The organism is Methanobacterium congolense (assembly GCF_900095295.1).
Taxonomy (GTDB): Archaea; Methanobacteriota; Methanobacteria; order Methanobacteriales; family Methanobacteriaceae; genus Methanobacterium_C; species Methanobacterium_C congolense.
On record NZ_LT607756.1, the window covers coordinates 992,480 to 1,018,757 of the forward strand.

Annotated in this window: 32 protein-coding genes; 23 read left to right on the plus strand and 9 right to left on the minus strand. The window is 37.8% G+C overall.

The features are described from left to right. Window positions 1-27: 27 nt before the first annotated feature. From MCBB_RS04680 to MCBB_RS04705, 6 genes are all read left to right on the plus strand, one after another. Window positions 28-450 carry an arsenate reductase ArsC gene (locus tag MCBB_RS04680; protein WP_071906667.1) on the plus strand — a complete coding sequence of 141 codons (423 nt, stop codon included), beginning with the start codon at window positions 28-30 and terminating at the stop codon, window positions 448-450. Between the two features lie 14 nt (window positions 451-464). Further along, window positions 465-812, plus strand: a complete 348-nt coding sequence (locus MCBB_RS04685; RefSeq protein ID WP_071906668.1) for a carboxymuconolactone decarboxylase family protein — start codon at window positions 465-467, stop codon at window positions 810-812. Window positions 813-900: 88 nt separating this feature from the next. After that, the gene (locus MCBB_RS04690) at window positions 901-1,428 is read left to right on the plus strand and encodes a DUF2115 domain-containing protein (protein WP_071906669.1); all 528 of its coding nucleotides are present in this window, start codon (window positions 901-903) and stop codon (window positions 1,426-1,428) included. A 348-nt stretch (window positions 1,429-1,776) separates the two neighbouring features. Continuing rightward, on the plus strand, window positions 1,777-2,064 hold the full coding sequence (locus MCBB_RS04695) for an ArsR/SmtB family transcription factor (RefSeq protein WP_071906670.1): 288 nt from the start codon (window positions 1,777-1,779) through the stop codon (window positions 2,062-2,064). 34 nt (window positions 2,065-2,098) lie between these two features. Continuing rightward, entirely contained in the window at window positions 2,099-2,443 is a 345-nt protein-coding gene (locus MCBB_RS04700) for a hypothetical protein (RefSeq protein WP_071906671.1), read from the plus strand. 103 nt (window positions 2,444-2,546) lie between these two features. Then, on the plus strand, window positions 2,547-2,927 hold the full coding sequence (locus MCBB_RS04705; RefSeq protein ID WP_071906672.1) for a hypothetical protein: 381 nt from the start codon (window positions 2,547-2,549) through the stop codon (window positions 2,925-2,927). Between the two features lie 96 nt (window positions 2,928-3,023). On the opposite strand, the gene priS is transcribed toward MCBB_RS04705, so the two are convergent. After that, window positions 3,024-4,004, minus strand: coding sequence for a DNA primase catalytic subunit PriS (priS, locus tag MCBB_RS04710; protein ID WP_071906673.1), 981 nt, complete (start codon window positions 4,002-4,004; stop codon window positions 3,024-3,026). Between the two features lie 226 nt (window positions 4,005-4,230). Between priS and MCBB_RS04715 the strand changes: the two genes are divergently transcribed. From MCBB_RS04715 to MCBB_RS04730, 3 genes are all read left to right on the plus strand, one after another. After that, complete coding sequence (locus MCBB_RS04715; RefSeq protein WP_071906674.1) at window positions 4,231-5,727, plus strand: DUF5677 domain-containing protein; 1,497 nt, start codon at window positions 4,231-4,233, stop codon at window positions 5,725-5,727. Between the two features lie 566 nt (window positions 5,728-6,293). Then, window positions 6,294-6,641, plus strand: coding sequence for a hypothetical protein (locus tag MCBB_RS04725; protein ID WP_071906676.1), 348 nt, complete (start codon window positions 6,294-6,296; stop codon window positions 6,639-6,641). A 6-nt stretch (window positions 6,642-6,647) separates the two neighbouring features. Beyond that, window positions 6,648-6,968 carry a hypothetical protein gene (locus MCBB_RS04730; RefSeq protein WP_071906677.1) on the plus strand — a complete coding sequence of 107 codons (321 nt, stop codon included), beginning with the start codon at window positions 6,648-6,650 and terminating at the stop codon, window positions 6,966-6,968. A 394-nt stretch (window positions 6,969-7,362) separates the two neighbouring features. Here the strand turns inward: MCBB_RS04730 and MCBB_RS04735 are convergent, their stop codons facing one another. Next, window positions 7,363-7,968, minus strand: a complete 606-nt coding sequence (locus MCBB_RS04735; RefSeq protein WP_071906678.1) for a zinc ribbon domain-containing protein — start codon at window positions 7,966-7,968, stop codon at window positions 7,363-7,365. Between the two features lie 31 nt (window positions 7,969-7,999). Then, window positions 8,000-8,338 (minus strand): DUF2085 domain-containing protein, encoded by a 339-nt coding sequence (locus tag MCBB_RS04740; protein WP_071906679.1) that lies wholly within the window; start codon window positions 8,336-8,338, stop codon window positions 8,000-8,002. Between the two features lie 507 nt (window positions 8,339-8,845). On the opposite strand from MCBB_RS04740, the gene MCBB_RS04745 reads away from it, so the two are divergent. Continuing rightward, window positions 8,846-9,922 (plus strand): hypothetical protein, encoded by a 1,077-nt coding sequence (locus MCBB_RS04745; RefSeq protein WP_071906680.1) that lies wholly within the window; start codon window positions 8,846-8,848, stop codon window positions 9,920-9,922. 66 nt (window positions 9,923-9,988) lie between these two features. Beyond that, window positions 9,989-10,213 carry a hypothetical protein gene (locus tag MCBB_RS12075; protein ID WP_071906681.1) on the plus strand — a complete coding sequence of 75 codons (225 nt, stop codon included), beginning with the start codon at window positions 9,989-9,991 and terminating at the stop codon, window positions 10,211-10,213. A gap of 178 nt (window positions 10,214-10,391) precedes the next feature. On the opposite strand, the gene MCBB_RS04755 is transcribed toward MCBB_RS12075, so the two are convergent. Continuing rightward, on the minus strand, window positions 10,392-11,342 hold the full coding sequence (locus MCBB_RS04755) for a DUF2400 family protein (RefSeq protein WP_071906682.1): 951 nt from the start codon (window positions 11,340-11,342) through the stop codon (window positions 10,392-10,394). A 297-nt stretch (window positions 11,343-11,639) separates the two neighbouring features. Between MCBB_RS04755 and bsh the strand changes: the two genes are divergently transcribed. Continuing rightward, window positions 11,640-12,626: a choloylglycine hydrolase gene (bsh, locus tag MCBB_RS04760; protein WP_071906683.1), complete on the plus strand. Its 987-nt coding sequence runs from the start codon at window positions 11,640-11,642 to the stop codon at window positions 12,624-12,626. Window positions 12,627-12,895: 269 nt separating this feature from the next. After that, complete coding sequence (locus tag MCBB_RS04765; protein ID WP_071906684.1) at window positions 12,896-13,210, plus strand: hypothetical protein; 315 nt, start codon at window positions 12,896-12,898, stop codon at window positions 13,208-13,210. 149 nt (window positions 13,211-13,359) lie between these two features. On the opposite strand, the gene MCBB_RS04770 is transcribed toward MCBB_RS04765, so the two are convergent. Then, a complete protein-coding gene (locus MCBB_RS04770) occupies window positions 13,360-14,724 on the minus strand; it encodes a DNA primase (RefSeq protein WP_071906685.1) in 1,365 nt (454 codons plus the stop codon). Window positions 14,725-15,032: 308 nt separating this feature from the next. After that, window positions 15,033-15,179: a hypothetical protein gene (locus MCBB_RS12080; protein ID WP_171899088.1), complete on the minus strand. Its 147-nt coding sequence runs from the start codon at window positions 15,177-15,179 to the stop codon at window positions 15,033-15,035. Between the two features lie 318 nt (window positions 15,180-15,497). Between MCBB_RS12080 and metG the strand changes: the two genes are divergently transcribed. The 3 genes from metG to MCBB_RS04785 are packed head-to-tail and all read left to right on the plus strand — an operon-like array spanning window position 15,498 to window position 19,526. Further along, the gene (gene metG, locus MCBB_RS04775) at window positions 15,498-17,480 is read left to right on the plus strand and encodes a methionine--tRNA ligase (protein ID WP_171899089.1); all 1,983 of its coding nucleotides are present in this window, start codon (window positions 15,498-15,500) and stop codon (window positions 17,478-17,480) included. Further along, window positions 17,477-19,045 carry a DUF530 domain-containing protein gene (locus MCBB_RS04780; RefSeq protein ID WP_071906687.1) on the plus strand — a complete coding sequence of 523 codons (1,569 nt, stop codon included), beginning with the start codon at window positions 17,477-17,479 and terminating at the stop codon, window positions 19,043-19,045. Before metG ends, MCBB_RS04780 begins: the two co-directional genes overlap by 4 nt. A gap of 16 nt (window positions 19,046-19,061) precedes the next feature. Further along, complete coding sequence (locus tag MCBB_RS04785) at window positions 19,062-19,526, plus strand: helix-turn-helix domain-containing protein (RefSeq protein ID WP_145976011.1); 465 nt, start codon at window positions 19,062-19,064, stop codon at window positions 19,524-19,526. Between the two features lie 119 nt (window positions 19,527-19,645). Here MCBB_RS04785 and MCBB_RS04790 read toward each other — a convergent pair whose 3' ends face one another. After that, window positions 19,646-20,170, minus strand: a complete 525-nt coding sequence (locus MCBB_RS04790) for a hypothetical protein (protein ID WP_231916409.1) — start codon at window positions 20,168-20,170, stop codon at window positions 19,646-19,648. After that, the gene (locus tag MCBB_RS04795) at window positions 20,167-20,535 is read right to left on the minus strand and encodes a hypothetical protein (RefSeq protein ID WP_071906688.1); all 369 of its coding nucleotides are present in this window, start codon (window positions 20,533-20,535) and stop codon (window positions 20,167-20,169) included. Before MCBB_RS04795 ends, MCBB_RS04790 begins: the two co-directional genes overlap by 4 nt. 134 nt (window positions 20,536-20,669) lie before the next feature. On the opposite strand from MCBB_RS04795, the gene MCBB_RS04800 reads away from it, so the two are divergent. After that, window positions 20,670-21,209 (plus strand): THUMP domain-containing protein, encoded by a 540-nt coding sequence (locus MCBB_RS04800; protein ID WP_071906689.1) that lies wholly within the window; start codon window positions 20,670-20,672, stop codon window positions 21,207-21,209. Window positions 21,210-21,307: 98 nt separating this feature from the next. Here MCBB_RS04800 and MCBB_RS12280 read toward each other — a convergent pair whose 3' ends face one another. Beyond that, window positions 21,308-21,475, minus strand: coding sequence for a hypothetical protein (locus tag MCBB_RS12280; RefSeq protein ID WP_231916410.1), 168 nt, complete (start codon window positions 21,473-21,475; stop codon window positions 21,308-21,310). Between the two features lie 60 nt (window positions 21,476-21,535). Between MCBB_RS12280 and MCBB_RS04805 the strand changes: the two genes are divergently transcribed. From MCBB_RS04805 to MCBB_RS04830, 6 genes are all read left to right on the plus strand, one after another. Further along, a complete protein-coding gene (locus tag MCBB_RS04805; protein ID WP_071906690.1) occupies window positions 21,536-21,895 on the plus strand; it encodes a THUMP domain-containing protein in 360 nt (119 codons plus the stop codon). A gap of 21 nt (window positions 21,896-21,916) precedes the next feature. Further along, window positions 21,917-22,402 carry a methyl-coenzyme M reductase family protein gene (locus tag MCBB_RS04810; protein WP_071906691.1) on the plus strand — a complete coding sequence of 162 codons (486 nt, stop codon included), beginning with the start codon at window positions 21,917-21,919 and terminating at the stop codon, window positions 22,400-22,402. 60 nt (window positions 22,403-22,462) lie between these two features. Further along, on the plus strand, window positions 22,463-22,723 hold the full coding sequence (locus tag MCBB_RS04815) for a TIGR00304 family membrane protein (protein WP_071906692.1): 261 nt from the start codon (window positions 22,463-22,465) through the stop codon (window positions 22,721-22,723). Between the two features lie 271 nt (window positions 22,724-22,994). Beyond that, window positions 22,995-23,687 (plus strand): glycosyltransferase family 2 protein, encoded by a 693-nt coding sequence (locus tag MCBB_RS04820; protein WP_071906693.1) that lies wholly within the window; start codon window positions 22,995-22,997, stop codon window positions 23,685-23,687. A gap of 94 nt (window positions 23,688-23,781) precedes the next feature. Then, window positions 23,782-24,948, plus strand: coding sequence for a glycosyltransferase family 4 protein (locus MCBB_RS04825; protein WP_071906694.1), 1,167 nt, complete (start codon window positions 23,782-23,784; stop codon window positions 24,946-24,948). Window positions 24,949-25,053: 105 nt separating this feature from the next. After that, window positions 25,054-26,169: a glycosyltransferase family 4 protein gene (locus tag MCBB_RS04830; RefSeq protein WP_071906695.1), complete on the plus strand. Its 1,116-nt coding sequence runs from the start codon at window positions 25,054-25,056 to the stop codon at window positions 26,167-26,169. Window positions 26,170-26,278 lie beyond the last annotated feature (109 nt).

The window sequence follows — 26,278 nt, forward strand, 5'->3', positions numbered from 1 at the left end:
ACAAGTTCAATTTGCAGGTTTTAAAGAATGATTGGAAAAGAAAAAATATTAATTATCTGCACGAACAATTCTAGCAGGTCTCAAATGGCAGAAGGATATTTTAAACATGCTTATGGGGAATACTACGATGTTCACAGTGCAGGCACAGAACCAACAACTGTTAATCCTTATGCTGTTAAAGTGTTAGGTGAATTGGGTATTGATATCTCAGATCACCATTCTAAAAGCCTTAATGAATTTGAAGGTCAAGAATTTGATCAGGTGATAACAGTTTGTGGGGGAGCCAAAGAAGCATGCCCTTTCTTTCCAGGAGCTAAAAATTATATGCATCATGGATTCAAGGATCCTGCACGTGTTAATGGGACACAAGAAGAAAAAATGAGAGTATTCCGAGAAGTGAGGGATAAAATTATATCGTGGATTGATGAAACCTTCAAAAAAATGAGTTAAATAGAGGTTAAAAAATGAATTCATTGAAAGAAATTTTGGAAAACAAAAAAATTAACGAAAAACGTCTAGAAAAAGAAGCTCCTGACCTTTATAATGGATTTATGGCTATGGCAAGTCATTATTACAAAGAAGGATCCTTAAGTACAAAGTATAAACAATTAATGAGTGTTACAGCAGCTGTAGCTACTAAATGTGTGCCTTGTATGGTTATTTCTGCAAACAACGCCATAAATGCCGGAGCTACGCGAGAAGAAGTTATAGAAGCAGCAGCCATAGGCATTAAATTTGGGGGAGCTTCAGCATACACCATAGTTCGGAACAACCTTTTAAATTGTTTAGATGAAATAGAAAGCATTCACTAAGTTAAATTACAATTTATTATTTCAAACAGTGAAATCAACTTAATAGTTAATATCTAACCCTAATGGTGTTGATGAAAACTAGATTAACATGATACCAACAGATCCAATCCATGAGTTAAATCAAAATGAACTGATGCAAATATTGAAAAAAGAAGCATCAAACGTGGGTATAATGGACATAATGAAAGCTTCCACCTTCATAAGTGAAGATGCCAAATATGTACCTGGAAGTTACAGAAAAGAGTACCTCAACTCATACACTGAAGCATTTATCACCAAACTCAAAGTCCTCAAAGATGATAAAAAGGATTATACTGAGCAAGTGGACTCTAAAAAGCTTCAAGAAGCAGTGAATCTTTTAAATGAGCAAGAGATTCAGGTAGAAGCTGGTGAAGGGTTTGATCCTAATTTTTTTAGGATATATAAAATAATCTCAATCTACACAACCTTTATTTTAGCAGAATCTGTTCACCCACCTGGAACACCATTTCCCGGAGGCTTTAATGTTAAATATGAAAATGGAACTTACCTATGTCCTGTAAAAGAAAATCAGAAAGATAATCCTGGGGCTGTGTGTGGATTTTGCATTGCTGAACAGGACCCAGATTTTCTGTAAATACTTAAATTTAACTCTTTAGGGCCCATTTATTCTCATAAAATAATATTTTTAAAAACAAAACTAACAGTGGCCCATAAAGAAGTGGAAAAACTAAAGGAAAATTCTTATTTTCAACAAGAAAAATCCAAGACCCTAAAGATCTTTTATATTATCAACTTAAACTTCAGAAGTTCAAATCAAACTTGAAAACCGAGGAACTATTGTTGATTATATGATTAACCATAAAAATTAAATTTTTAACGATTTTTGCCAGTTTTCCCTATATCATTTTCAATTCCTTCTATCATTATGATGAAGATTGATAAAATGCATATAACTTAAAGATATAATATATCTAGTGATTTTATGAAGAGGGTTCTATGGTATTTGATAGCTGGAAGTAGAGGGGGCAAAAATAGGGCTAGAATAATTGAAGCCCTTCATGACAGGCCCTACAATGTTAACCAGCTTTCTCAAGAACTTGATCTGGATTATAAAACCATTCAGCATCACATCAAGGTCTTAGCAGATCACAGTATCATTGTTAACTCTGAGGGTGAGAGGAAGTACGGTGAAATGATATTCTTATCGGATCGTATGGAAGATAACTATCCCTTATTCCTGGAGATCATGAGTAAAATGAGGAAAAAATAGATGAATTCATATTTTTTTAAAGAGGTGATAAAAAATGGTAGGAGGAAATGGATTTCAGGGAGGAAATGGAACAGGAATGGGGATGCATCTTGCAAACTCCCAATTTATAACTATAGATATCGTTGTGGGAATCGGAAACATATGCCTTCTACTAATTTTACTGTACATGTACATAAGAAGTTACAGGGACTTCAAATCCAAATTCACCTTCGGACTTCTGGCCTTTGCTTTCCTGCTTCTCCTGCAGAATATAATTTTTACAGGGGTCCTAATAACCTATCAAAGCTTCAGGGGTCCGGGTATGGGAGCACCCATATTCCTCGTAAACATAATACAATTCTTTGCATTCTTAATATTAATCTACGTGACCTGGGAATGATCTGGTAGAGATCTGGGTGAAACTTCGGAAAAAACTCGGAATAATCATTTATATGCTCTAAAACAATGTTTTATTCACCTACAGTGATGGAGGTGAAAAAAGCATGAAAAAATTACAAAAAGCAGCATTAATCAGCGCTATAGTGCTGATTGTCAGCATAGTACCTGCTTTTGCATTAAACGACACCAACATAACCAGTGGAACACAAGCCCAAAATCAAACCCAGCAAACAAACCAAACACAAAAAACGAGTACTACAGGAACTGCTGACCAGAACTGCCATAAAAACTGTAATGGACAAAACAATGGCACCTGTAATGGAGACCAGCACAAATATGGTAACCAAAACACTAACACAGGTAACTGTGTAAATTGTGACGGAGATCAGCACAGGTACCAGTACGGTAAAAAGAGTACCGCAAGTACTAAAAACAGTGGCAATTGTGTGGGGGACCAACAGAGATATCAATACGGTAAAAAATAAGGTTGATATTCCAGTAAAAACTTCAAATTGCCTTAAATTAAATAAAACTATTAAATAGGGGGAATTAAACCCTATTTAATTATTTTTAAATCTCTTTTAATCATCCCTTTCATAAACGAACTTTGGAACAGCATCCTTAAGTGGATCAAAGGTTTCTATGTTCTTAACCTCTGTGCACTTCATACTCACAATTGAGTGGAGGGATGTTGGCAGCCTTAAAATCCTTTTAAGGTCGATTGAAACCTTAGCATCCACAAGGCTCATGTTGAGGGATGCTATGCCCTTAACAACCTTCTTGTACCTCAGAGGACCTATCTGGTTCTTGAAGAGTCCCCATTTATCATCCTCAAGAAGGTGTCTGTGTTTCAGAACGTCCTTGATGAGCTTTTCATTCACATCATCCAACTTTGAATCCTTATTAAGGTGCAGTATTGAGTACTTCACCCTGTCTGTGAAGACCTGAGGGTATCCAAAGGGTATGGTGAAATGCTCAAGGTTGTAGGTCATACCATCGGATCCATACTCGTTCTGGGGCACATCAGCCCCAACAAGATACTTAACAACCTGGGCACGCACATCACTGTCCATCGGAGTGACATCCTCATCCAGAACACGCACGTGGTAACCACGGCCTGAATAAACAACGTGAATATCCTTAAGACCCAGATCTCCCCTTAGGGTGTCCAGCAAACCAGACACGATCTCTTTGGCCTGGTTGAGGCATACCTCACAGACCCCATCGCAGCCGCAAGTCCTAACTGGAATGTCCTTGGCGTCCACGTCAAAGACAAGCTCTGCCTTCATCCATCCATCCCTTCTTCTGGGCTTATCATAGAATGCAACGGAACAGTAGGCAGCAAATGGTGTTTTACTTCTTAAGAATCGTTTTAGATAATCTGTGTTTTTGAAGACCTTGTAACGATCGTTGGGCCCCCTTCCAAAATGGTCGAATCCAAATTCACGGTTGTGGATGGATTTGGATATAAAATCTGGAAGATTTTTAACGTCCCATTCTTCCCTGTAGTATCTTCTACGTTCCTCTGGACTTGCAGGTGTTAAAACTTGTATTTCAATCACTTCTTGAATGTATTTTAATCTTTTTTTGGATTAAAGATTTTATATCATGATTTAATAAGATAAATCCTTTTAAACTCATTATCACCAAAAACTTATATATGACATCTTAGTGTATGACCAACTAACTACTTATCCTTATCATAGCATCTCTTGAAGTAGCGATGATCCCATTGGGTAATCCTTTTTTTGTCAAAATAATTAAATATTAGGCTGTCCTACTTATTTTATGGCTGTTTTCTACGATGGATTGGACAAGGTGTTTCGGGGCGTAACTGCCTTTCTGGACTGCTACGGCAGATCTGAAATCCTTCAGAACTACTTCTTTGAAGCATTTGAATCCTTCGCATACTCCAACCTCATAAACAAGTTCTTCTTAGAGGTAAAAGATAAAGATGAGCTTGAGGAGGTTCTTGGGGATAAACTGAAACTCTTCAGATTTGAATCTGGGAAGGTTCAGCAGGAAATAGAATTGGGTCTCTTCTTCTCCTTAAGGGAAGATAAGATCCATGAAGGTTACTACAAGAACTTCAGGGAGACCTTTAAAGAGGAATTTCCCGAGCTTGCTGAAACCATGGAAATGGTTGAGGCCAGGGTTGACACGAACCAGCTGAAACGTTACCTCCACAGGAAAAGAAGGGAAATAAAGAGCACTGGCAAAACTGACCACGACTTTGACCTTTTCATTTTAACAACTGCCCTTGAGGCCTACGCCCTTGGTGGGGGCACGCCCCATGAGATGGCTGAGAACATCCCAAACATCATGGAGATGGTGTCCAAGGGGGAGGTTGTTGAATCATCTGAAGATGTTTTCAAATCAATTGAAAGAAGAAGCAGAACGATCATTCGGGATCAGAGAAGAATTCAGGGCACATTTGAAGATTCCCTCTACAAACGCTGGAGGGAACCCCTTGATCTCCTTGAAGCTCTGATCATGATTTCAATGGAAGCAGGGGAGGCCCATGCAAACAAGATACTCACGGATGAAACTGAAAGTCCCAAGAAGGAGGCCATAATAAGAATACATGCACGTTCGCTCCAGATAGCTGGTGAGGTTCTTGTACTGCTCAAATCTGGATATGCTGATGGTGCCAATGCCAGGTGGAGAAGCCTGCATGAGCTGGCTGTAACTTCTTTCTTCCTCTTTGAAAATGATGAGGAAGTTTCAAAGAGGTACCTGGACTACGTTGTTATTGAGAAGTTCAAGGAAGCCAGGGAGTACAGAAATCAGTGCGAAAAGCTTGGTTATCCGCCAATCGATGAGCAAAAATTTCAAAAACTCAAAACAGAAAAGGAAAGGCTTTGCGAACTTTACCATGACAACTTCCACTGGAGCTACGGTTGGATACCCAGTGATATACTTCCAAAGCGAAGCTTCAGGGACCTTGAGGAGTACGTTAACTTAAACACGCTGCGTCCCTTCTACAAGTTCTCATCTGCATCAATACACGGCAGTCCAAGGGGGCTCTACAGCCTGGGGCTCATGGACGACTACCAGGAGAAGGTCCTGCTCTGCGGAACAAGCGACTACGGACTTGCAGATCCACTGGAAACAACTGCAATATCCCTTTTATATGCAACCCTCTGTCTTCTGAACATTGAACCTGACTACGAGAGCATATTTCAGCTGCAGGTCATGAAGAGCCTTGTAGACAAGATAGGACCCCTTGCAGTTGAGATCCAGAGGGAACTTGAAACAATGACCCATTACAAGCCGTGGATTTAAACCTTATTTTTATTGCATCCTTCCTTCTTTAGGACTTACTTCCCCTTTAATAACAAAGTTTATATACTTTAACGTTTAAAGTATAACTGTCCCTGGGTTAAGACGACGAAATCCATAAATAAGAATATAAACTAGAACAAATGGGGATATACAAAGAAATTAGCTTTAAAAAGACTATCCGGTTTGCATTTTTACCTCCTTTCTTTATATCCCCAACTTTGTTTTGTAAAAATGAGAGAATTATTTCTAATTTGTATCTACCACAAAATTTCCTAATATCCAAATTTACTTTTTTGGTCTTAAATGGCTTAATTTTATCGAAAATTTTCAAATAATGCTTTTTCTGTAGGTTAAAACTGTTATAATGGGTATGATATTGTTCGGGAAATAGGTTGTAACCCTCCTCTTTAGAAGTTTTTATCAACACCACCTTTTCATTGATCTAAATCAATTATTCCATGATGGGATAATAATTATGTTACATATGCAAAACTAATAATAAGGACTGTATATAAAAATGTATTAGGAATCCTCTTTGTCTTCCTTAACAAACTTGAGGTTTTAAAATGAAGAGAATGGATGCTTCGTTATGGAATGGTTCTTGGCAAACTTTGAAGGAATGGCTGGACGATGATCTGGTTCAGGAAGTGAAAAAACACACCCGGGTGGGAGGTACAGTTGGATCCATACACGAAAACCTGTACCGCCACGGACAGGAGGAACTGGCTGAACGATTCAAGAACCAGCTTGAGGAGAGATGCTGCGATAAGATTAAAGAAGGCTCTTCAAGGGTGATACCTCCAGAAAGATACCACTTCACGTTTCATTTTCCAGATGGAGGTTTTGTTAAAGTCAGACTCATAGGTTCCACGGATGATATTGGCCTTTTTAAGGCAGAACATGATCTGAGGTGACATCTCATGGTTAAGATTGAGAGTGAGGATTTAAAAAAGTATTTCAGGGATTCAATGTCCCATGAAGATACCATGAACCTGGACGACATACTCCGCGCCATAGCAGAGCTTGAACAGAAAGAATACCTGAATGATTTCGAGAAGGCACTGGCTGCTGCAAAGAAGGACCTGGAATATGTAACCAGTGCAAAGTACATCTCAAGCGAATCTGAGGAGCAGTGGCTTCGGGGGATTTCAATACAGTTGAGGTATTTAGATTCTGTTAATAAAGATGATCTACGGGTTGTGGATCTCTGGAGGAGGTTTAGGGCTTATAGGGAGAAGTAGGTGGGATGAAACCCCCTTCAAATCTTTAGAGTTATTGAAGATGTGTTTTTTAAAAACCAATAATTAAGTTACTTATTTTTCTATTGTATCTTTTAACCTCTCTGAATAACCATAGATGTCTTTAACAAATATAAATGCAACTACATGAATGATTAGGACATTTACAGAAAGTCTAAAGTCCTAATTAAAGGTCCTACCAAGATTATGAAGAGTATTACGGATGAGAATTGCCGTTAGTAACAGAGCAGAACTCAAAAAAAAGAATACCAAAAGAATACCATGAGAAATTTGTCAAATACCACACAGACCCACCGCCTGAGATCGGTGATCAAGTGAGTATATGATTTTACAAAAAAATGAGGAGATAAGGAAATAATATGTTTATTTCCTTTTTTTAGGATACTATTTTTGCATTTTCTATGAATGGTACTGTTCTTGAACTGCCCATTACTGTGTCATAGGAGTTAGGTCCAGTGTATGTTCCAACTACTGTGACAGCCTTGTTTTCATAGGCGTTTAAACTATCTCCTTCAACTACTATGTCTTGACCATCACTGTTTTCTATTCTGAGGCTTGTTCCGTCAGATTGTAGGACTGTTCCTGTAACTTGGACATATGTCCCAGTTTTTATTTTATTGTTATATAACTGGGAAATTGTAACTTTTGTTGGTGTTGTAGCTGTTGGTGTGGAAGTGGTACTAGCTGAGCTGTCGGATGTACTATTTGAAACACTACTGGAGTTTGTATCTGTTGTCGTTGTTTGATCAGAAGAAAACATACCACCTAAAATTATTATCAATATGAGACCTATACAACAAATACCTCCAATTCCTATTGCTGCTTTACCTCCTTTACCCCGGTTGTTCCAAAAACCACTTATTCCTCCATTAGATGCAGTTTTTGTTGAGGTTGCTACCTTTTTCATATCTTCTCCACAGCTTTGGCAGAAAACAGCAGTATCAGAGTTTTCTGTACCACAATTTGGACAAATTTTTGTCATATTTTTTTTACCTCCCAATCTTCTTTTATTACTATAAAGGGTGTAATCCCATTATAATCATCCATTTTAGGGCTTTTACTAATATTCCAAGTCCTAATCCACCTAATAATCCTGTTGTGAATCTTAAAGTATTGTTACTTTCTCTTAAGCCTAAAAGTTGTGTAAATCCATCAGTAAATGTTGGAAGTACCATTAGACAAGCACATAAAAGTAGGGATAATGAATAATTTACATAGACAAAGTAAGCGTAAACAAAATATGCAAATGCCCCAATGTAAATTCCTGTACACCTTGAACATACTGGGAAATAGTGTCCCTTAATTTTGAATGTTCTTTCTGGTATTCTATGACAAATAAGAAAATTCCTCATTAACCCCAACCCTTGTCAATGAGAACTATTTAATAGAGAATATATAACATTTGCCATTAACTTTTTTTAAATAATATTATATACTACTTAAAAAAGATATTAACAAATTAATTTCTTATTTTCCCCTATACTCTCATCTAAGTGAAAATTTAATTAATAGTGTTTCATTTTTACAGGAAATCATTAATAGGGAAGTACAGGAAAAGCTCTTCAAACCCAAGGAAACCGGAACTAAATCGTTAAAAATGAGAAAACCCTGGAAAAATATGAAAAATTTTATCTAAAAAATGAAGCCCGACACGGAGAAGTCACCGCAAAAGAAATACTACCATCCCTAAAAGACAAAGGATGCCTACACACAGACTACAAACTAAACCCCAAACGCATCGAAAGAAAATGGCAGAACAACCGTGGTTCAAACCTAATAAAAAAAATATGATAAAAAAACACAACAAGACCGCATATACTGGAAATATATTAATTAAAATGAAGAGGTAACACATCAATATGAATGATCTTGAAAAAGTAAATAAACTATTATTTGAAGAACATTACCTCATTAATTTCATAATTCCTTTAAAAGAGGTTTATAAAAGAGACCATCCTGAGGATATTGATCCTTTTGAAGAAGGTTATCTAATTCGTTTTTATAATTCAGAAGATCATAAGGTACAATTTTCTACAAAAGATAAAAAAGCTGTTTACAAAGCTTATGAATTTTTTTCTTACCAAAAACAACCTCTAGGCACTTGGATTAATGTTTATTTTATTGTATCCGGTGGTAAAGTTTCTAATGCACTTTACGATGTAACTAAATTAATTCCTAGTTTAAATGAAATTTCAGAATGGAAATTTAATTTAACAGATAAATATAGGATTAGGGCTGAAACGAAACTAAAATCAACAAATAGAATAGAAATAGAACAAAGTATTAACAATATCCAAACCTTTTTAAATGCATCAGGATTTATTAGAGATATTGGGTTTCATATTCAACACTACACAGTTTCGCCTATACCTCGATATGGTTTAATAGGGGGATCTATGGATTTATGGACGCAATTGAGTGATCCACTCACGAAAGATGAGAAAATTAAATTAAATCAATTGATGGGTGTAAAAAATAAAGTAAGAACAGCTTTAACTGGTTTAAATCAATCTTATACAGAAAATTTATTACCTAATAGAGTTGCAAGATTATGGGCCACTATAGAACATGTTTTTGGTACTAAAGCCGAACCTTTATTAACAGAATGTGAAAGAAAGGCCATAATTAAGAGTGCGAAAAGAATTGACAGTTTAAAAAAAGATGGAAAACTTGAGAAGTTTATAAGTGCTATCTCAGATCGTGATCGTTTATCCTTAGAAGGAAGAAATAGGAGAATAGCAAATAATATCGCAGATTTGATGAATATGGATAAAGATAAAGTTTACTCGGATATACAAGAAATTTCTAAATTCCAGGGTAAACATGTTCATAATATTGAGAATAATTGGAAAGAATTAGAAAAATCAGAAAAATTACTCCAAAACATCTTACTGAAATACATAGAATTAAATTTGTCAATCAGAAGAAATGATTAATCTTTCGTAAAACTCTTTTTTTGTCTCGTATTTTTATTTATTCTTTTTTATTCTATATTTTTAAGTATGGAACGTGTTTGTGAGTGGTGTGGTAAGCTTATTGTTGATGTGAAGCATGATAATCAGCGTTATCATGTGGTTAATGATGATGGTGTTGAGTGGTATAAGGAGCATCGGAGAGAGGTTAAAAAGAGTTATCAATCTGGATATTATCGTAAACATAAAGATATTAAGAATTTAGCTTCTTTAGGTTTTGGCTTTCTTAGACAGCATCGTAAACAAGATTTTTGAACTTTTAACTGTTCAGAAACAAGTGGATCGTTTGGGTCTTAAAAAAATAGTAAAGAAGGAGATATTATATTCTAGGTCATATGAGTAAATTTCCATCGAGTTATATCTCTCCAGATTGGGCTCTTTACAGTAATTAAGGATATTTAAAACATTTCCTGAATAATAACATTAACTCAATTCATTGGATTTTAACCCTATAATGACATCCCTCAAAAATTTTAGGAAACGTTTCATGGCATAAATCACATTTAGGCTCTTTTCCACAGATATTCTGTTCCATTTCAGCCCCTAATCTGTATAATGCAAAATCAAGTTTTCTAGGTTCCTCGGGATAGAGATCATTGAGTTTTTTTTCAATTTTTTGATAGTTAATATTGTTTTTTTCTAAAAATCCAAACCTTTCCATTAATCTACCCACATGAGTATCTACGGGGTTAAATTGATGATAATCTAACATTTCCCAATGATTTAAATTGTGAACAGGACTGCTCATTTCTGAGAACATCCAAACAATAACTTTTGGAGGTGTTCCATAACCTTTAATACCTTTAAAAAGGTTTAATAGTTCTTGTGTTGCCAGTTTGGATTGATCTGAATGGCCATCGTATTTCAAAAAAAGACCTGAAACGATGTCATTTAAGTTACCATTCTTAGATCCATCTTCATCTTCAATTAGTAATCTTTTTGAGGTTTCTAATAAAATTTTAGCTATTCTATAGTGTGCTTTATGCCACTTTAACTCTTTAGTCAATGATACGAAAGGACAATCGTCACAGTTACCATAACAATTATCCGAATTTATCAGTGAACCTGCTTTATAAGTAACAGGACATTCAGTAGAAAAATTTTCGTAACATTTCAAATCCTTTAATTTAGAGACTTCCTTTATAAGTTCTCTTCGATTTAAAAGAATAGAAGATTCAGATAGTTTTATCCAGTGGTTATATACAATATTGGACTTTATTCCTCCTCCATCCACGTTATACCTAACGAAAGTTTTCCATATCTCATTAGCATCATCTAAATTATCTGGATCAATACCATTTTCCGATAAAAAATGTCTAGAATCAACAGGAATTTTATCAACAAGTTCTTCAACTAGAATATTTGCAAATCCTTTTTCATCCACAAAAACAACTCCATTTAATAGTATCCACTATACATTTTAAATATGTTCCATACATTCTAATTTTACCATGTACATTTTAATACTTTACATTATTTTATATAAATGTATCTTCACGAAAAAATATTGCTTTTTAGAATGATATTTAACATTTTTAGGCATTTTCCAGGAAAAAGAGTTAGTATTGATTGGATATTTTTTTTTAAAAACAAACTCTCTAATCCTCTAAAACTTCGATGCTACCCAAAAAATTAATAATAAAAAATAAATAATTTTACAAAAAATAGGAGGTGGACAAATATGTGCACATCGTTTAATATTCAATCCGAAGAGAAGCATAATTTTTTTGGAAGGAATTTGGATTTAGCATATAATGTTAACGAATGTCCTTTAATCCTTCCTAGAAATTATCAGCTTGAAGATAAGGTGACAGGGAATATGTTGAAGACCAAAAAAGCTATTATTGGTATGGGAACTGTCATTGACGGTCATCCTTCAATGGTTGACGCTATGAATGAAAAGGGATTAGTTTGTGCAGGTTTAAATTTTGAAGGGTTCGCTCATTTTGAAGAAAAACCAGTGCCAGGAAAAATAAATATTGCACCATATGACTTCATTTACTGGGTTGTATCGAACCATGAAACAATAGATGAAGTAAAGGGAGCCCTTTCTAACATAGAATTAGTAAATGTACCCCTAAATGAAAAGACACCTGTACCCACCCTTCACTGGATGATTACCGATAAAACAGGTCAGTCAATAGTAGTTGAAAAAACCAAGGATAAACTTGCAGTTTATGATAATCCAGTTGGAGTAATGACTAATCAACCAACTTTTGATTGGCATTTGATGAATTTAAACAGGTATCTATATATCACGCCTCATCAACCAAAAGAAACTAAGTGGAGTGACCAAGTTTTAAAGATTCATGGTGTAGGAGCCGGTACTTTAGGAATGCCTGGAGATTCTCATAGCATAAGTAGATTTGTAAGAATTGCATATGCTAGAGCTCATATGCCCGTTATAAAGGATGATATCACTGCCGTTACGCAATGTTTCCATATGCTTGATTATGTAAAAATGGTAAAAGGTGGAGTTATAACAGACGGAATGGAAGAAAAAACTACGTATTCTGCTTGTATGGACCAAGAAAAAGGCATTTATTATTATAAGACCTATGGAAATAATAGAATAAATGCTGTTGATATGAATAAAGAGGATCTAGATGGAGATGAACTTATATCATTCTCCTATCTAACAAAACAGGATATACATTACCAAAATTAATAACTGTTATTGTTCCTCATTTTTTTCTTTTTTAATAAATATACATGCAGTTTAGGTATCAAAAACTAACCAAATTATCTTCCAAGAAAAAAATGCATTTTTTTACTTATTTGATTTGAATAGGGGTTCTTTTTCAATCGTTTAAAAGAAGATTTGTCTTGAAACCCACCCAAAACCTTGACAATATATTAAAGTTACCTACACACAGATTAATATACTAAGTCATCTCAAATAGATTCCAAGGAACAAAAACATATGGTGATTCGTGAATGGGAAGAGTAATCAATCTTAAAAGGCAGGAACAATTAGAAAAATTGAAACGAGCTCTCAATCCAAAAAGAAAGCTTAAAATAAGAAACCGCAGCTCCTACTTAAAAGTTGGAGACACGTTGAAGATCCAGAATCCCTCCCATGCCAGGGGATACTATAAAATAAGCTCTTTGACGAGTGACGTTTTATATCTAGAGGATAACCCCTTATTAAGACTTAAATTCCACATGGAAGAACTTCATGGAAAAATATTGCATTTTAGAAGAATATTAGACACGTTCAGGCAATTTTCAAAGAAAAGGAGTTACCGTTAATTCGATCCCTCCTAAAGGGGATCATTATCAGGTTGCATGAACCCTGTACCTTTTAGGGAATGTTTTAGGAGACGACCAAATTTTTTAAATTAGATTTATTTTTAACATCAAGTTCATTTTATTCTATTTTCATTCTATTTTTATCCTCTTCAACCCTTAGAAGGAGATTCATGCGTTTCATCACTCTTTCCATCACCCTTCTCTTCACCTTCAGCTCCACCCTTCTTTAACTCCCTCTTCACCTTGTTGTAATAACTCAAAGGATTCCCAATTGTCTTGCAGGTCTTATCAGGCTTGCAGAGACTAGGTAAATGTATCTTAACCTTCTCACAGCTCATGGGTGTGTACCAGAGTGTTTCGCCCTCATTCTTCAGTTCAAGGGCATCGTGCATTCCAAAGCCCATCTTTGCGTTGATGTTCACCTTCTCCTGGGGCTGGTCCTCAAATAGGGGTGGACTGCAGCGCTCTGCAGCTCCAAATATCATTGGGAGTACCTCGTTTTGAACAGCGTTCAGGTTGGGATCAACATCTGAAACCCTCTTGGTCACGTTCTCAGCAAAAACCCCTGGATAAAGCCTTGCATAGGATATGAACGGTGTCAGAAATAGAATTATTGCATCGTTCCTTCCACCGGACCTTATGCCCTCAAGCACCTTCTTAACACATGGTGGAAATGCTTTAGGTGAAAGGGGTGAGGCTTTGGCACCGACACCTCCACCTCCACCGTAGCCGTAGGTCTGAACTGATTCAGAGAGTACAGTGGAAACCTTCTCTGCAACCTCAAGGAGCATGGGGTTGGGTTCTATCTCACGCTGGGCCTTCTCATAAACGGCATTCATGTAATCCTCAGTTTTCTGCATTATCATCTTTATGGCGATGAGTTCCTTGATCTTGGCACCTACAACGAGTTCGTACATCTTCTCAGGGTCCCTGTGGGTTATCCTGTCTCCGAAGCGTTCCAGGAACTCCTCCCTGTCCAGGATGATCTGGCCGTTGTCAAGGAGCAGGTCACGGAGCTGGAGCTTTTTGGAGCTTAGAAGTTCCTCAAAGAAGGTCCATTTAATACTGGACTGGGTTAAGAGGCTGCCCAGTATTCTATTCACAACCTCTTCCCTCTCACCTTTTGACAGTTTTTCCAGGCGGTTTTCAATGATCTTACCTTGGGATTCAACCATAACCCTGCTCTCACGTGAGTTGGGACCGTACCGGATTCCAATGGCCTGGCAGAGTATGTAAAATGATATGACATCGAAGGGTGTAATTTCAACGTTGAATAGGAAGTTGTAAACCTTGTGATCGTACTTCTTGCTGTTGTGAACCAGGTACCATTCGATCCGTTTGAGTGCAAGTTCAACGTAGTTGGTTGGTATGTCTGAGATGTCCTGAAGGTGACTTTTTGTTATAACTTCAATCAGATCCGCATTTTGATTGTAGAGCGCCTCAAGGGATCCCATCTCCCTGACCATCTGCTTTCCATCCTCAGAAAGCGGGTTTATAAATGCTGGTGAAACCATGGTAAACATATTGGAGTTCATGGATAAAATAGTTGAAGTTTTGTTGAAGATTAAAAATCGAATGAAAACCTGTCCCCTGGATTTTTTTTATTCCCAGTTTCAGGGCAAAGGTAAAAAAAAGCTTCTTTTACTCAGATCTAAACAAAAAGAGCTATATCTTCATCTATCTAGATAACGAGTTGAAATTTTCCTAAAAAAGTTCTTATCTAATGAAATTTTATCTAAATGAAAACTTCATCTATCTAAATAAAAAGGGTGGGAGATCTGGATTAAATCCATTAGGGTCTCCTGAATTAATAAATAAAAACTTAGGCTTTACTTATTAATGTTATTATTCCGTATAATACAAGGAATATTCCAACCAGGTATGCTACAAATGGTGGATACACTATCATTATCACACCAAATATGATGGCGATTATCCCTATTAGAACACGGGTCATATCGGGTTCCATGACCAGTTATTTCTTCTTACTACTATATAGACATTACGAAATTCATCAAATTTAATAAAGTAAACCCCTATTTTTATAAATTTTTTTTATATATTGTGTAACCCAGTTTTTTATTCACAGGAACTCAAAATTCCATTGGTGTTTATTTTATATATGGAATACTACAAAACTAGTTAGTGTCTGTATCACAATACATCCACGGAAACCCCCTATGAAAGGGGTTTTAACTCTATATTTTCACTTTAAACGGATTATAATTGTGAATGAATCTTTTAAAACTGATTAGATTTTTGATGTTTAATGTAAGGAGGAATGAATTTGAGCAAGGTATTTATAACGTGTGCACTGCCCTATGCCAACGGTCCATGCCACCTTGGGCATTTAAGATCGACCTACATACCTGCAGATATATATGCCCGCTACAACAGGATGAAGGGAAACGATGTACTCATGGTATGTGCAACGGATGAGCATGGAACACCCATAGCAGTTCGTGCAGAACAGGAAGGTGTGCCGCCTAAGGAAATAGCAGGACGCTACCATGATATGATAAAACATGACCTTGAATCCTGCAACATATCACTGGACAGCTTCACAAGAACCACGGACCCAACCCACTACGAAATATCACAGAACTTCTTTTTAAAACTCTACGAAAAGGGTTACATCTATGAACAGGTAATAAAACAGCCCTACTGTGAGGAATGCAACAGGTTCCTACCGGACAGGTACGTTGAAGGAAAATGTCCACATTGTGGAGCTGAAGGGGCAAGGGGAGACCACTGCGAAGCATGTGGAAGACACCTGGAACCGATACAGCTTGTTGAACCAGCATGTCTCATCTGCAACTCCAAACCAGAGATAAGGGAGTCCAAACAGTACTTCTTCAAGCTCAGCCACTTCCAGGAAGACCTCAAGGAATGGATAGAAAACAACGATGAACTACCACCCAACGTTAAAAACTACGCACTCCAATGGTTGAAGGAGGGCTTGAAGGACTGGATACTCACAAGGGACATGGAATGGGGAATTCCAGTACCCCTAGATGATGCAGAGGGCAAGATCATCTACGTATGGGGAGAAGCCTTCCTCGGCTACATATCCTCAGCGTCCCAGTGGTCAAAGCGTGAAAACAAACCATGGGAAGACTACTGGAACGACAGGGCCGTCCACTTCATAGGTAAGGATATAATCTACCACCACTCCATATTCTGGCCAGCTCTACTAATGGCACACGACTGCAAACTCCCATCAACAATCATAGCAGGGGAGTACCTATCCCTTGAAGGCAGGAAAATGTCAACCAGTAAAAACTGGGTTATATGGGCTGAAGATTTCCTTAAAACCTTCGATGCCGATCTTCTGAGGTACTACCTCATTGCAAACGCACCGCTCACAAGGGACACAGACTTCTCTTGGGATGACTTCCAGAGAAGGGTCAACGACGAACTTGCAGACGTCCTTGGAAACTTCCTTCACAGGACATTCACCTTCACCCACAAGTTCTTCGATGGAAGGATACCAGAACCATCCAAATTCGATGAAAACGATGAAGAATTTGAAAAACGCATGAAGGAACTACCAGAGAAAGTTTCTGAACACATAGAAAAGTTCAAGTTCAGGGAAGGACTCATTGAAATAATCAAACTTGCAAAATACGCCAACAAATACTTCAACGACAAGGAACCATGGAAAGCTGTTAAAACCAATAAGGATGAGGCAGCAAACTGTCTCTACCTCTGCAACCAGCTGACAAAGGTCCTTGCAGTTCTGCTGGTACCATACATCCCGGAGAAAACAGGGGAAATATTCAAGGTACTCGGAATAAACCAAGATAGAATCACATGGGATGATTCAAAGGTACAGCTACCTTCTGGTATGGAGATAGGAAAGGCAAAACCAATATTCAAGAAGATAGATGATGAAGTTATTGAGAAAGAGAAGAACGTGTTGTATGAAAGCTTAGAGGATGAGGATAATATGAAGGACATAATATCAATAGATGACTTTGCAAAGGTGGATCTCAGGGTTGGAAAGATAATAGGTGCAGAAAGTGTCAAGGGTTCAAAGAATCTCTTGAAACTAAGTGTGGACATAGGTTCCAAAAAGATACAGGTTGTTGCAGGTGTTGCAAAGAAATACGCACCTGAAGAAGTTTTAAACAGGAAGGTTATAGTTGTGGTGAACCTTGAACCTGCAAAACTCTTCGGAATAAAATCTGAGGGTATGATACTTGCAACAGATGACAATATGAGTCTCCTAACTGCTGAAGGCGCTGATATTGGTGAACAAATAAAATGAATGAATCAGTACTCATAGCAAAGGCGGAAAGGTTCCTGGACAACATAAAACACAACAGGATAATCGCCGAGGAAATTTCAGACTTTGAAACCTTCAGGGACACCTACAGCTATCTGCAGGACAACCTGGAGGAGCTTCAGGATCTGCGGGACACCATGGAGATCAAGGGGTACAAGGCACCCTACAGATCCATCATCCGCTACGGTGGAACCCATTCAACTGAGATGAAGGCAGAGGACATGTACGATGTTGGCCGCCACACCCAGTACTTCAGGATGAGGGCTGCTGCCAAAAAGAACATCCTTGACAGGGTTAAATCTTCCATAGCATCCCATAAAATAGCCATTGGACAGCTGGAGGAGTACGCAGTTTTAACCTGCAGCTCCTGCGGTAAAAGGTTCAGGGGCCATGAGATAGCCCTCCTGAAGAAAACATGTGAATGCGGGTCAAAGGACTTCACATTCAGTGTTAACGAAGACGGGGTTTACAGGTTAAACATCATCAAGTACCTTCCACTTTCAGGGGAGTACATGCTCAGAATGGCTGATCTCTCCCCAATGGGAAGGGATGCATTTCGTAACATAGTCCGTATCCTGAAGCATGAAAAGAGGGGCATAGTCAAGACCCTTTCCTTAGTTGTTAAGGTTCTTGAGGATGGAAAATGGGTTAGAAAACGGGTTAACATAGATGCAAAGGATGATATGAACTACGAACGTGAGATAAGACAGAAGTACGGTTCAAATGCACGTATAGAGTTCATGCAGATTCACAGAAAAAAACCCGCAATCATCAATGACAAACAGGTTCAAACAGCCCTTTCAATTGCTTATGTTAAGGTTGCAGAGCACAACGCCCGTAAAATATTTGATGAAGTACTGAAGGGTTTGATATCTGACCGTGAAAAACTCGACACCTACGACCAGGCCTTTGAAGCGGCAGAAAAACGTGCCCACAGGATAGCTGAGGACGCAAGTGATGTTGAAGACCTCAGGGAGGAGTTCCTCAACCAGGCACTTAAAAGTGAAAATCTCATCACCGAAGATGGATCCATGGATAAGGAGCTTCAAAAGGATATGGAAACACGTAAATGCCTGGAAAAGAAGCTCTTCGTGGAAATGCCCAAGATACTCATCCTGTGGGACGTTATAAGATACTACCTTTTAACCTCCTACGACAGGCGGAGCAAGTACTCAGGTCCATTCCCAAACCTCAGACCAAGCCTGGACACCAACCAGATGAAGGCATTCGAGGACTTCGACCCCTTCACTGTTGATATAATGCGAAGCAACCTCAAAGAAAACATCCGTTACATCCCAAACATCAAAGCAGTTGTTTCAAGGAAGTTTGAAATAGAGGGCAAGATGAAGGGTCTCCACGTACAAATGAACACACCTGCCTCAGGAGCTGCAATCCTCCACACCCATGGAAAACTTTCAATTGAAGATGCTGCAGATATATTCTCAGTTAAACCTGCCGATGTCACTGCAGAGGTGAATAAATTCAAAACCTTTGGAAAACCCCAGACAAAGAAGGCTAGAAAATTCCTTGAAATGGTGAAAAAATAATTTTCAGGTGTTAAGATTGGCTAAGGAAGTTCATGTTTCCCAGCAGCTTTCCTCAAGTAAGATAATGGAGTTACTGGATAAAAATCCAGATCTGGAAAGGATAAAATGTCCTCGAAGCATTTACCTCAGAACCTCCAAAAAATACCTCGATGCCCTTTCAGAACTTGGAATTGAAGTTGAACCAGTAACACAGATGGGCAGGCCAAAGAAATATAAAAAGGAACCTGAACTAATACAAAAACTCCTTGATGAGGGTAAAACTCCTGATGAAGTTGCAGAAATTCTTAACATTCCCGTTAAAACTGTTTACTACCTCAAATCTTCCAAGTTCAGAAGGGGGAGGAGATCCAAATATTCTCCAGAGATTCATGCCGAACTCACGAAACTCCATAAAAATGGTGCTTCAGCCCGTGAAATATCAGAAAAACTCCAAATCCCTCTGAGGACTGTTTACTATATTTTAAAACAGGTCTCCCCCTAAAAGTATCGATTTAAAAATATTTTTATAATTCACTATTTTTTTATAATTCTTTTTATTGTAATGCTTTTCATCACAATCCTTTTCGCTATACTAATTTAATTTTTAAAATGATGATTTAATCATACCCATGATACATCACCCGTTGTGAAAACGTATCTTGGAGAAAATGCTGGATTGTACACCTTGTTTGTTAAGTTTTCTGTTTTGAAATTTTGAGAAATGCTCATACGAACATGGTAATTTATCCTGTCACCCAGACAGTTTCTTTCACCAGGGGTTCTGACTGACGGTGCTGAGGCATAGACCCTGATCTGTATCTTCTCTTTCTGGTAATTGGAGTTCATTCCCTGATTCCTGTACTCTATTCTAATTATCCTTACAGTTGAGGGTTTTGTAAGTGAGGTGTGGGCTGATGTGTAATTTTTGAAGGTTTCCTCAGGGTAGAGTGCAAATGAATCCATATTTGCCCCTTCAATGGCACCAGTTCTTGCAGAAGCCAGGGCGATGTTCAATTCATTTTGTTCTCCAACAGGAAATAAAAAAACCAGTGAAACAACGAATGTAAAACCCATGATCAGAATGTACTCAAGTGGAACCTGACCCCTTGCATCCATATCAAATGAAAACCACATAAAATCACTCATTTAATCTCTTTAACAACTATTTCACTGTAATTCTCGCTTTTTTGAATGTTTGAGATGTTGTAGCTTCTACTGGAGTACATTTTGAATTCATTCCCGGAAATTGCCCCGGGAAACATCACTGCCTGTCCACGAAGCCCATGCACATCCATGAAAACAGCACCAGAAATCAGGGTAATTGTGTAGGGGTCACCGTTGATTGAGGGAGGAAGAGTTATAACTGCTGAATGACCATTTCCTCCGCTGTAAACGCTGTCAACAGTTTCAGCAACATATTCGACCATCATCCTTCCAGTTCCAAGTTCCTCTGCATCCTCTGCACTGTCCATTCTATCCTCCACCATTGCAACCAGACTCGTTAGTACCATTAGAAACACCATGGTTGAGAGTATAAAGTCGACACTTACGGACCCACCACAATTGATAATACAAGATACAGAATTCATAATATTAATATAGTATTAATTACTATTATAATTATATGAATATGTGGGGGAATCGAATGTGTACGAATGAAAAATTCGACATCTTAGTTATGTTAAAGAACCATGATCCTGATGAATTAGAAGATATACTCTCGAAAATTAAGGATATGAATACATCTGCGAATAAAGAAAGTCAATATTTTTATATAAAGGAATGTGAGGTTCTGAAAACTTTATTAATAGAATCAAATCTAGATTCTAAATGCACTGCCCATAAACTAAGGGAAGATCATGGTGAAACAGTTTCCTACGCTGTCCATATGGATGGGGCTGTAAAAACAAGTTTGAGGTGCATACTTCAGAAGGTTGTGGAACTTCTAGATTCTAAAATCAAGGAAGGGGATTCCTTCAAGGTTGTATCTAATCTAAGGAGCATGAACCTAAAATCCAGTGAAGAATTGAATGCTGCAGTTTCAAAGGAGATAGAAAATAAGTTAAATTTACGTTGTGATGAAGAAAACCCCTACTGGATAGTTCAACTTGAAGTGCTGGGTGAAAATACTGGAATAACTATTTTTAAACATAAAAATCTGTTAGAAATGATTCAAACCCATTGAAGGTGGTTCATACAATGGGTTTAAAATTTATACAAGTTTCACCATAGATATACATAGAATTCTTAGGGAAATTGATTGAGGAACTTGGAAGGTTCAAATTAATACAGGGATCCCCTGTTTCTGGGCTTTCTTAGTATAATGGAGGTGAAACCATTAAACCCACAGCAAGATTTAACCTGCTTGTAACGTTCCAGGGCCACAAGAATGATACTGCAGGTGAAGAACTTCTTGGAATTGAAGAGATAGAACTGGCACTTCAGAACCACGAGTCAATAGTCAGTATCGAGAAAACAGATTTCATAAACGTTGTTCTGGTCCAGTTGAACATGGATCCTCTGGAAGCTGCAATGAAACTTAAGGATGCTCAAACAACGGTGATATCCAAGGTTGTACCTATAGATGAAGTTGTGAGAACACGCAAAGATGCCATACTCGAGAAGGTACTGATGCTCGCAGGTCAAAAAATAGAGAAAAGTGAATCCTTCGTTGTGAGGGTTGATCTCAGGGGCAGGGGTTACATAGAATCACGTGAAGATCTGCTTGCAACTCTTAGAGATGAACTCCTTGAAGGGTTGAATTTAAAATTGAATGAAGAAAATCCAGAATGGGTGGTTCAGATAGAGGTGGTTGGTGAAAACACTGGAATCAGTATTTTAAGGCCTGGTGAACTTTTTAAAAAACTCTGATTCAACTGTGGATTGATAACCATGTACAGGATCCTGCTTTTCAGTGGTGGTGCCTACAAATTCAATGAACTGGTTGAATTTGTTGAGGATGTTGGGGGAGTTGTATTCAGGGAGGAGCGGCTTCAGATAAGTAGGGGAAACTATTTTTTAAGGGAAGAAATCAGGGTCATGATAGCCATTCCAGAGGATGAACTGGAAACCCTCAAGACAAGGGTTAAGGAGCTTAAGGGACATTTAAAGGATCTGGAACTGGAAAAGGAACTCATGGATATTGTAAACTCTTACATATTTATTTACAATCTTTTAAGCATGCCTGGAGGATGGACAAAAATAGAATCCATTGAAACTAGTTTTAAATGTCCCTGTTGCATTGAACTTTGTTCCCAGATGGATTTCGATCTCTGTGCAGGCGAATTAGGGCAACTCATGGATGAGATGTGTGAAATGGATCTTCTGGAATACAGGATCTCCCAGGGTGAAAGGGAGTACCGGTTGAAAACTTTTTAAGGTAAAAAAAACTAACATACATCCTAGAACTTTCCAAAAAACATTTCTCCAGGAAAAACCATGTTGAATTCTAATACACTCATTTTAACTGGTATCGTAGTTCTTTTAATTGGAATGATTCTAATTTTCATTGGAACAGCTCTGCAGATCACTTCAAAGTCCGGTGAAACAGGAGAGGTTAAAACTGGAGGAGTGATTATGATAGGGCCAATACCCATAATCTTCGGAACAGACAAGGGAATGGCAACCACTGCTGTTATCCTTGCAATTATATTAATGGTTGTTTCATACATCTTATTCTCAAGATGGGGTTTCAGATAAACCTTCAAAGTATTTATAGAACATGCATAAGAATGATATCCCATTTAAATAAAACTTTATTAATGAAATTCAATACATATGATTTAATGGAAAACCCTTAAAAACAGAACGAACCAAACTCAAGAAATGAACCACAAAAATCCAAGAGTTCGTTCAATAAACGTAAATGAATAATTTACGCATCAATCTAAACCTGAATTATACTAAAAAATGAATTATATTAAAAAAAATTCAATGCCATGTAACGGCTTATAAAAAATGAAGTGATTTTATGAAGATTTCTATTGTAATTCCAGCCCTCAATGAAGAGGGAATCGTCGGGAAAACAGTTAAATCAGTCCCATTAAAACAACTGAATGATATGGGATTTGAAACAGAAATAATCGTTGTTAACAATGCATCCACAGACAACACTGCACAGGAAGCAGAGGAAGCAGGAGCCAGAGTTATTTACGAGTCCAACAGGGGCTATGGAAATGCTTACCTGCGTGGTTTTAGGGAAGCAGAAGGTGACATAATAGTCATGGGTGATGCAGATGGAACCTACCCCCTTGAGAGAACACCAGAATTTGTCAGGTACATAACTGATGAAGGGGTTGATTTTGTTATAGGCTCAAGATTCGAGGGAGAAATACAGGACGGAGCAATGCCAGCCCTTCACAAATACATTGGAAACCCAATGCTCACCAAGATGTTGAACCAACTCTTCAAAGCAGATTTTTCAGATACGCACTGTGGAATGAGGGCCTTCACAAGGGAAGCACTCAAAAAGATGGATCTGAAATCTCCAGGAATGGAATTTGCAATTGAAATGGTCATTGAAGCATCCGTTAAAAACCTTAAAATTAAGGAAGTCCCAATAGTCTACAGAAAAAGAGGAGGAGGACAGGCCAAATTAAACTCCTTTAAAGACGGCTGGAGACATTCCAAGTACATGCTGAAGAGGAAGTTCTCAAGTGAATGAACCTAGAAGAACGTCCAATGAAAACAGTTAAAAATCTTCAATAAATGAAATTCTACTTTTTTCATTAATTTTTAATTGTTTTAGAGGCAGCAAAATGAAAATAGCTTTTATATATGACTCTGTTTATCCATGGGTTAAGGGTGGTGCTGAAAGAAGGGTTTACGAACTTGCTAAAAGACTCGTGGAAAGGGGACATGAAGTGCACTGGTACACCATGGGCTTCTGGATGGATGAAAACTCCAAAATGTCCGAAAACATGGATCTGGAGGGAATACACCTCCACAGTGTGTGTAAACCCGTTGAACTTTACACCTCGGATAGGAGATCCATAAAAGAAGCCATATATTTTGCCATAAAACTCTTAAGACCCCTGATGAGGGAAAATTTTGATGTTGTGGACTGTCAGGGATTCCCCTTCTTTTCATGTTTCACTGCAAAGCTCCATTCACTCACAGGCCGGTCCAAACTTGTTATAACCTTCCATGAAGTTTGGGGTGGTTACTGGTATGAATACCTTGGAAAACTGGGAGTATTCGGTAAGATGGTTGAAAAACTAACCTTCAAACTCACGGATCATACCATAACAGTTTCCAAGAAGACCATGAGGGATCTGGAAGATATTAGTGGTGTTAAATCCATAGTCATACCCAACGGCATAGACTTCAAAGAAATTGAATCTGTAGAAGTAAAAAATCCTGGTATTAAGACTCAGCCCATACGTAACTCTGATGTTATATATGCAGGAAGGCTCATAAAGGAGAAAAACCTTGAACTCCTCCTGGAATCCATTGAAACAGTAAGGTCCAGAATGCCTGAAGTCAAGTGCCTCATCATTGGTGAAGGTCCAGAACGGGAAAAACTGGAAAAAATCGTCCTGAAGAAGAATTTAAAGGATAACATAAAATTCATGGGATTTCTTGAGGATCATAAAAACCTCATATCCCTCATGAAATCATCCAAAGTTTTTGTTCTCCCATCTAAACGTGAAGGATTTGGGATGGTGGTTGTAGAAGCAAATGCATGTGGACTTCCTGTTGTTGTGTATGAACATGAGATGAATGCCGCACGCGACCTCATAGACGAGAATGTGAACGGTTTCATAGCAAAGGATTCAAAGGACATGGCTGAAAAGATAATAATGGGAATTGACAACCATGAAACCATGAGTGATGCATGCATAACCTCTGCAAAGCGTTATGACTGGGATGGAATAGTCCAGAAACTGGAAGAGGTTTACACGTCCCAAGTCATTACTGAATGATTACTTAGAAGTTGATGCATGTTTAATTAAAAAAGTACATAAAAGAGGCACAATTCAAAATAAATCCAATAATTTTTACTGATTAAATGAAAAATAAGTGATTCCATGAAGATAATCCAGACTCCAGTCAGATTTTATCCATTCATAGGTGGTGTTGAAAACTACGTGCACTACCTCTCAAAGGAACTTGTGAAACTCGGACACCAGGTAACGGTTGCATGTGCAAATGAGCCCGATTCAGAGAACAATGAAATCAATGGAATTAACGTTAAAAGACTTTCATACCTCGGTAAAATTGCTAACACCAACGTTACTCCAGGACTCCCATTCACACTGCTGCGTGAAGATTTTGACATCATCCACACCCATATTCCAACCCCATGGAGTGCAGACTGGAGTTCAATCATATCCAAAACCCGTGGAAAACCATTGATCGTAACCTACCACAACGATATCATTGGAGAAGGATTTGCAGGAAAAATAGCAAATTTTTACAATTCAACCTGCCTCAAATCAATTTTAAAACAGGCAGATAAAATCATAATAACCCAGCCCAGTTACGTAGAATCCTCAGCACATCTCAAACCTTACAGGGAAAAAATTGAAGTCATACCCAACGGTGTTGATGTTGAAAGGTTCAAACCATTAACAGGACACAAGCAGGAGAACACAATATTCTTCTTAAGCCTTCTTGATGAATTTCACAGGTACAAGGGACTTGACTATCTATTAAAAGCCCTTGTCATAGTTAAAAAAGAAATTCCTGATGTTAAACTTTTAGTTGGGGGTAAGGGCGTTCTAATGGATCAGTACAAAGCCCAGGCAGCTTCAATGGATCTTGAGGACAACATTGAATTCTGTGGGTTCATTCCAGATGAAAGCATAGTTGAATTTTACAATGCAGCCAATGTTTTTGTACTGCCATCCATCTCCTCCCTTCAGGAAGGCTTTGGAATAGTTGCTCTTGAGGCCATGGCATGCAAAACACCTGTTGTAAGCACGGAGATTGTTGGTGTTGCAGAGGATGTTAAAGCTTCCAGTTCAGGGATAATCGTTGAACCAAAGGATGTTCCTGCCCTTGCAGATGCCCTGCTTCAGATACTGAGAAGTGGGGATGTGCAGAAGAAGATGGGTGAAAACGGTAGGAAACTCGTTGTGGACAAATACACATGGAAGGGTGTTGCAGAGCTCATGGAAAAGGTTTATAATGAAGTGTTGTAATACAAATTAATGAGTTGATTCTCATTTTAGATTAATTAAATTAGATTAACTAAATAATCTTCTTTCATATTAGTCAATGAATAAATATTATAATGAGTATTGGGTAATC

What these genes read in the sequence shown, in the direction of transcription:
- MCBB_RS04805 (WP_071906690.1), top strand. Translation starts at nt 21,536, where the DNA reads ATGGATCCTCTGGAAGCTGCAATGAAACTTAAGGATGCTCAAACAACG.
- MCBB_RS04830 (WP_071906695.1), top strand. Translation starts at nt 25,054, where the DNA reads ATGAAGATAATCCAGACTCCAGTCAGATTTTATCCATTCATAGGTGGT.
- MCBB_RS04735 (WP_071906678.1), bottom strand. Translation starts at nt 7,968, where the DNA reads ATGACAAAAATTTGTCCAAATTGTGGTACAGAAAACTCTGATACTGCT.
- MCBB_RS04745 (WP_071906680.1), top strand. Translation starts at nt 8,846, where the DNA reads ATGAATGATCTTGAAAAAGTAAATAAACTATTATTTGAAGAACATTAC.
- MCBB_RS04770 (WP_071906685.1), bottom strand. Translation starts at nt 14,724, where the DNA reads ATGGTTTCACCAGCATTTATAAACCCGCTTTCTGAGGATGGAAAGCAG.
- MCBB_RS04685 (WP_071906668.1), top strand. Translation starts at nt 465, where the DNA reads ATGAATTCATTGAAAGAAATTTTGGAAAACAAAAAAATTAACGAAAAA.
- MCBB_RS04815 (WP_071906692.1), top strand. Translation starts at nt 22,463, where the DNA reads ATGTTGAATTCTAATACACTCATTTTAACTGGTATCGTAGTTCTTTTA.
- MCBB_RS04780 (WP_071906687.1), top strand. Translation starts at nt 17,477, where the DNA reads ATGAATGAATCAGTACTCATAGCAAAGGCGGAAAGGTTCCTGGACAAC.
- MCBB_RS04680 (WP_071906667.1), top strand. Translation starts at nt 28, where the DNA reads ATGATTGGAAAAGAAAAAATATTAATTATCTGCACGAACAATTCTAGC.
- MCBB_RS04705 (WP_071906672.1), top strand. Translation starts at nt 2,547, where the DNA reads ATGAAAAAATTACAAAAAGCAGCATTAATCAGCGCTATAGTGCTGATT.
- MCBB_RS04695 (WP_071906670.1), top strand. Translation starts at nt 1,777, where the DNA reads ATGAAGAGGGTTCTATGGTATTTGATAGCTGGAAGTAGAGGGGGCAAA.
- MCBB_RS04740 (WP_071906679.1), bottom strand. Translation starts at nt 8,338, where the DNA reads ATGAGGAATTTTCTTATTTGTCATAGAATACCAGAAAGAACATTCAAA.
- MCBB_RS04715 (WP_071906674.1), top strand. Translation starts at nt 4,231, where the DNA reads ATGGCTGTTTTCTACGATGGATTGGACAAGGTGTTTCGGGGCGTAACT.
- MCBB_RS04690 (WP_071906669.1), top strand. Translation starts at nt 901, where the DNA reads ATGATACCAACAGATCCAATCCATGAGTTAAATCAAAATGAACTGATG.
- MCBB_RS04700 (WP_071906671.1), top strand. Translation starts at nt 2,099, where the DNA reads ATGGTAGGAGGAAATGGATTTCAGGGAGGAAATGGAACAGGAATGGGG.
- MCBB_RS04800 (WP_071906689.1), top strand. Translation starts at nt 20,670, where the DNA reads ATGTGTACGAATGAAAAATTCGACATCTTAGTTATGTTAAAGAACCAT.
- MCBB_RS04790 (WP_231916409.1), bottom strand. Translation starts at nt 20,170, where the DNA reads ATGAGTGATTTTATGTGGTTTTCATTTGATATGGATGCAAGGGGTCAG.
- bsh (WP_071906683.1), top strand. Translation starts at nt 11,640, where the DNA reads ATGTGCACATCGTTTAATATTCAATCCGAAGAGAAGCATAATTTTTTT.
- MCBB_RS04825 (WP_071906694.1), top strand. Translation starts at nt 23,782, where the DNA reads ATGAAAATAGCTTTTATATATGACTCTGTTTATCCATGGGTTAAGGGT.
- MCBB_RS12075 (WP_071906681.1), top strand. Translation starts at nt 9,989, where the DNA reads ATGGAACGTGTTTGTGAGTGGTGTGGTAAGCTTATTGTTGATGTGAAG.
- MCBB_RS04730 (WP_071906677.1), top strand. Translation starts at nt 6,648, where the DNA reads ATGGTTAAGATTGAGAGTGAGGATTTAAAAAAGTATTTCAGGGATTCA.
- MCBB_RS04810 (WP_071906691.1), top strand. Translation starts at nt 21,917, where the DNA reads ATGTACAGGATCCTGCTTTTCAGTGGTGGTGCCTACAAATTCAATGAA.
- MCBB_RS04725 (WP_071906676.1), top strand. Translation starts at nt 6,294, where the DNA reads ATGAAGAGAATGGATGCTTCGTTATGGAATGGTTCTTGGCAAACTTTG.
- MCBB_RS04795 (WP_071906688.1), bottom strand. Translation starts at nt 20,535, where the DNA reads ATGGTACTAACGAGTCTGGTTGCAATGGTGGAGGATAGAATGGACAGT.
- MCBB_RS04820 (WP_071906693.1), top strand. Translation starts at nt 22,995, where the DNA reads ATGAAGATTTCTATTGTAATTCCAGCCCTCAATGAAGAGGGAATCGTC.
- MCBB_RS04765 (WP_071906684.1), top strand. Translation starts at nt 12,896, where the DNA reads ATGGGAAGAGTAATCAATCTTAAAAGGCAGGAACAATTAGAAAAATTG.
- MCBB_RS12080 (WP_171899088.1), bottom strand. Translation starts at nt 15,179, where the DNA reads ATGGAACCCGATATGACCCGTGTTCTAATAGGGATAATCGCCATCATA.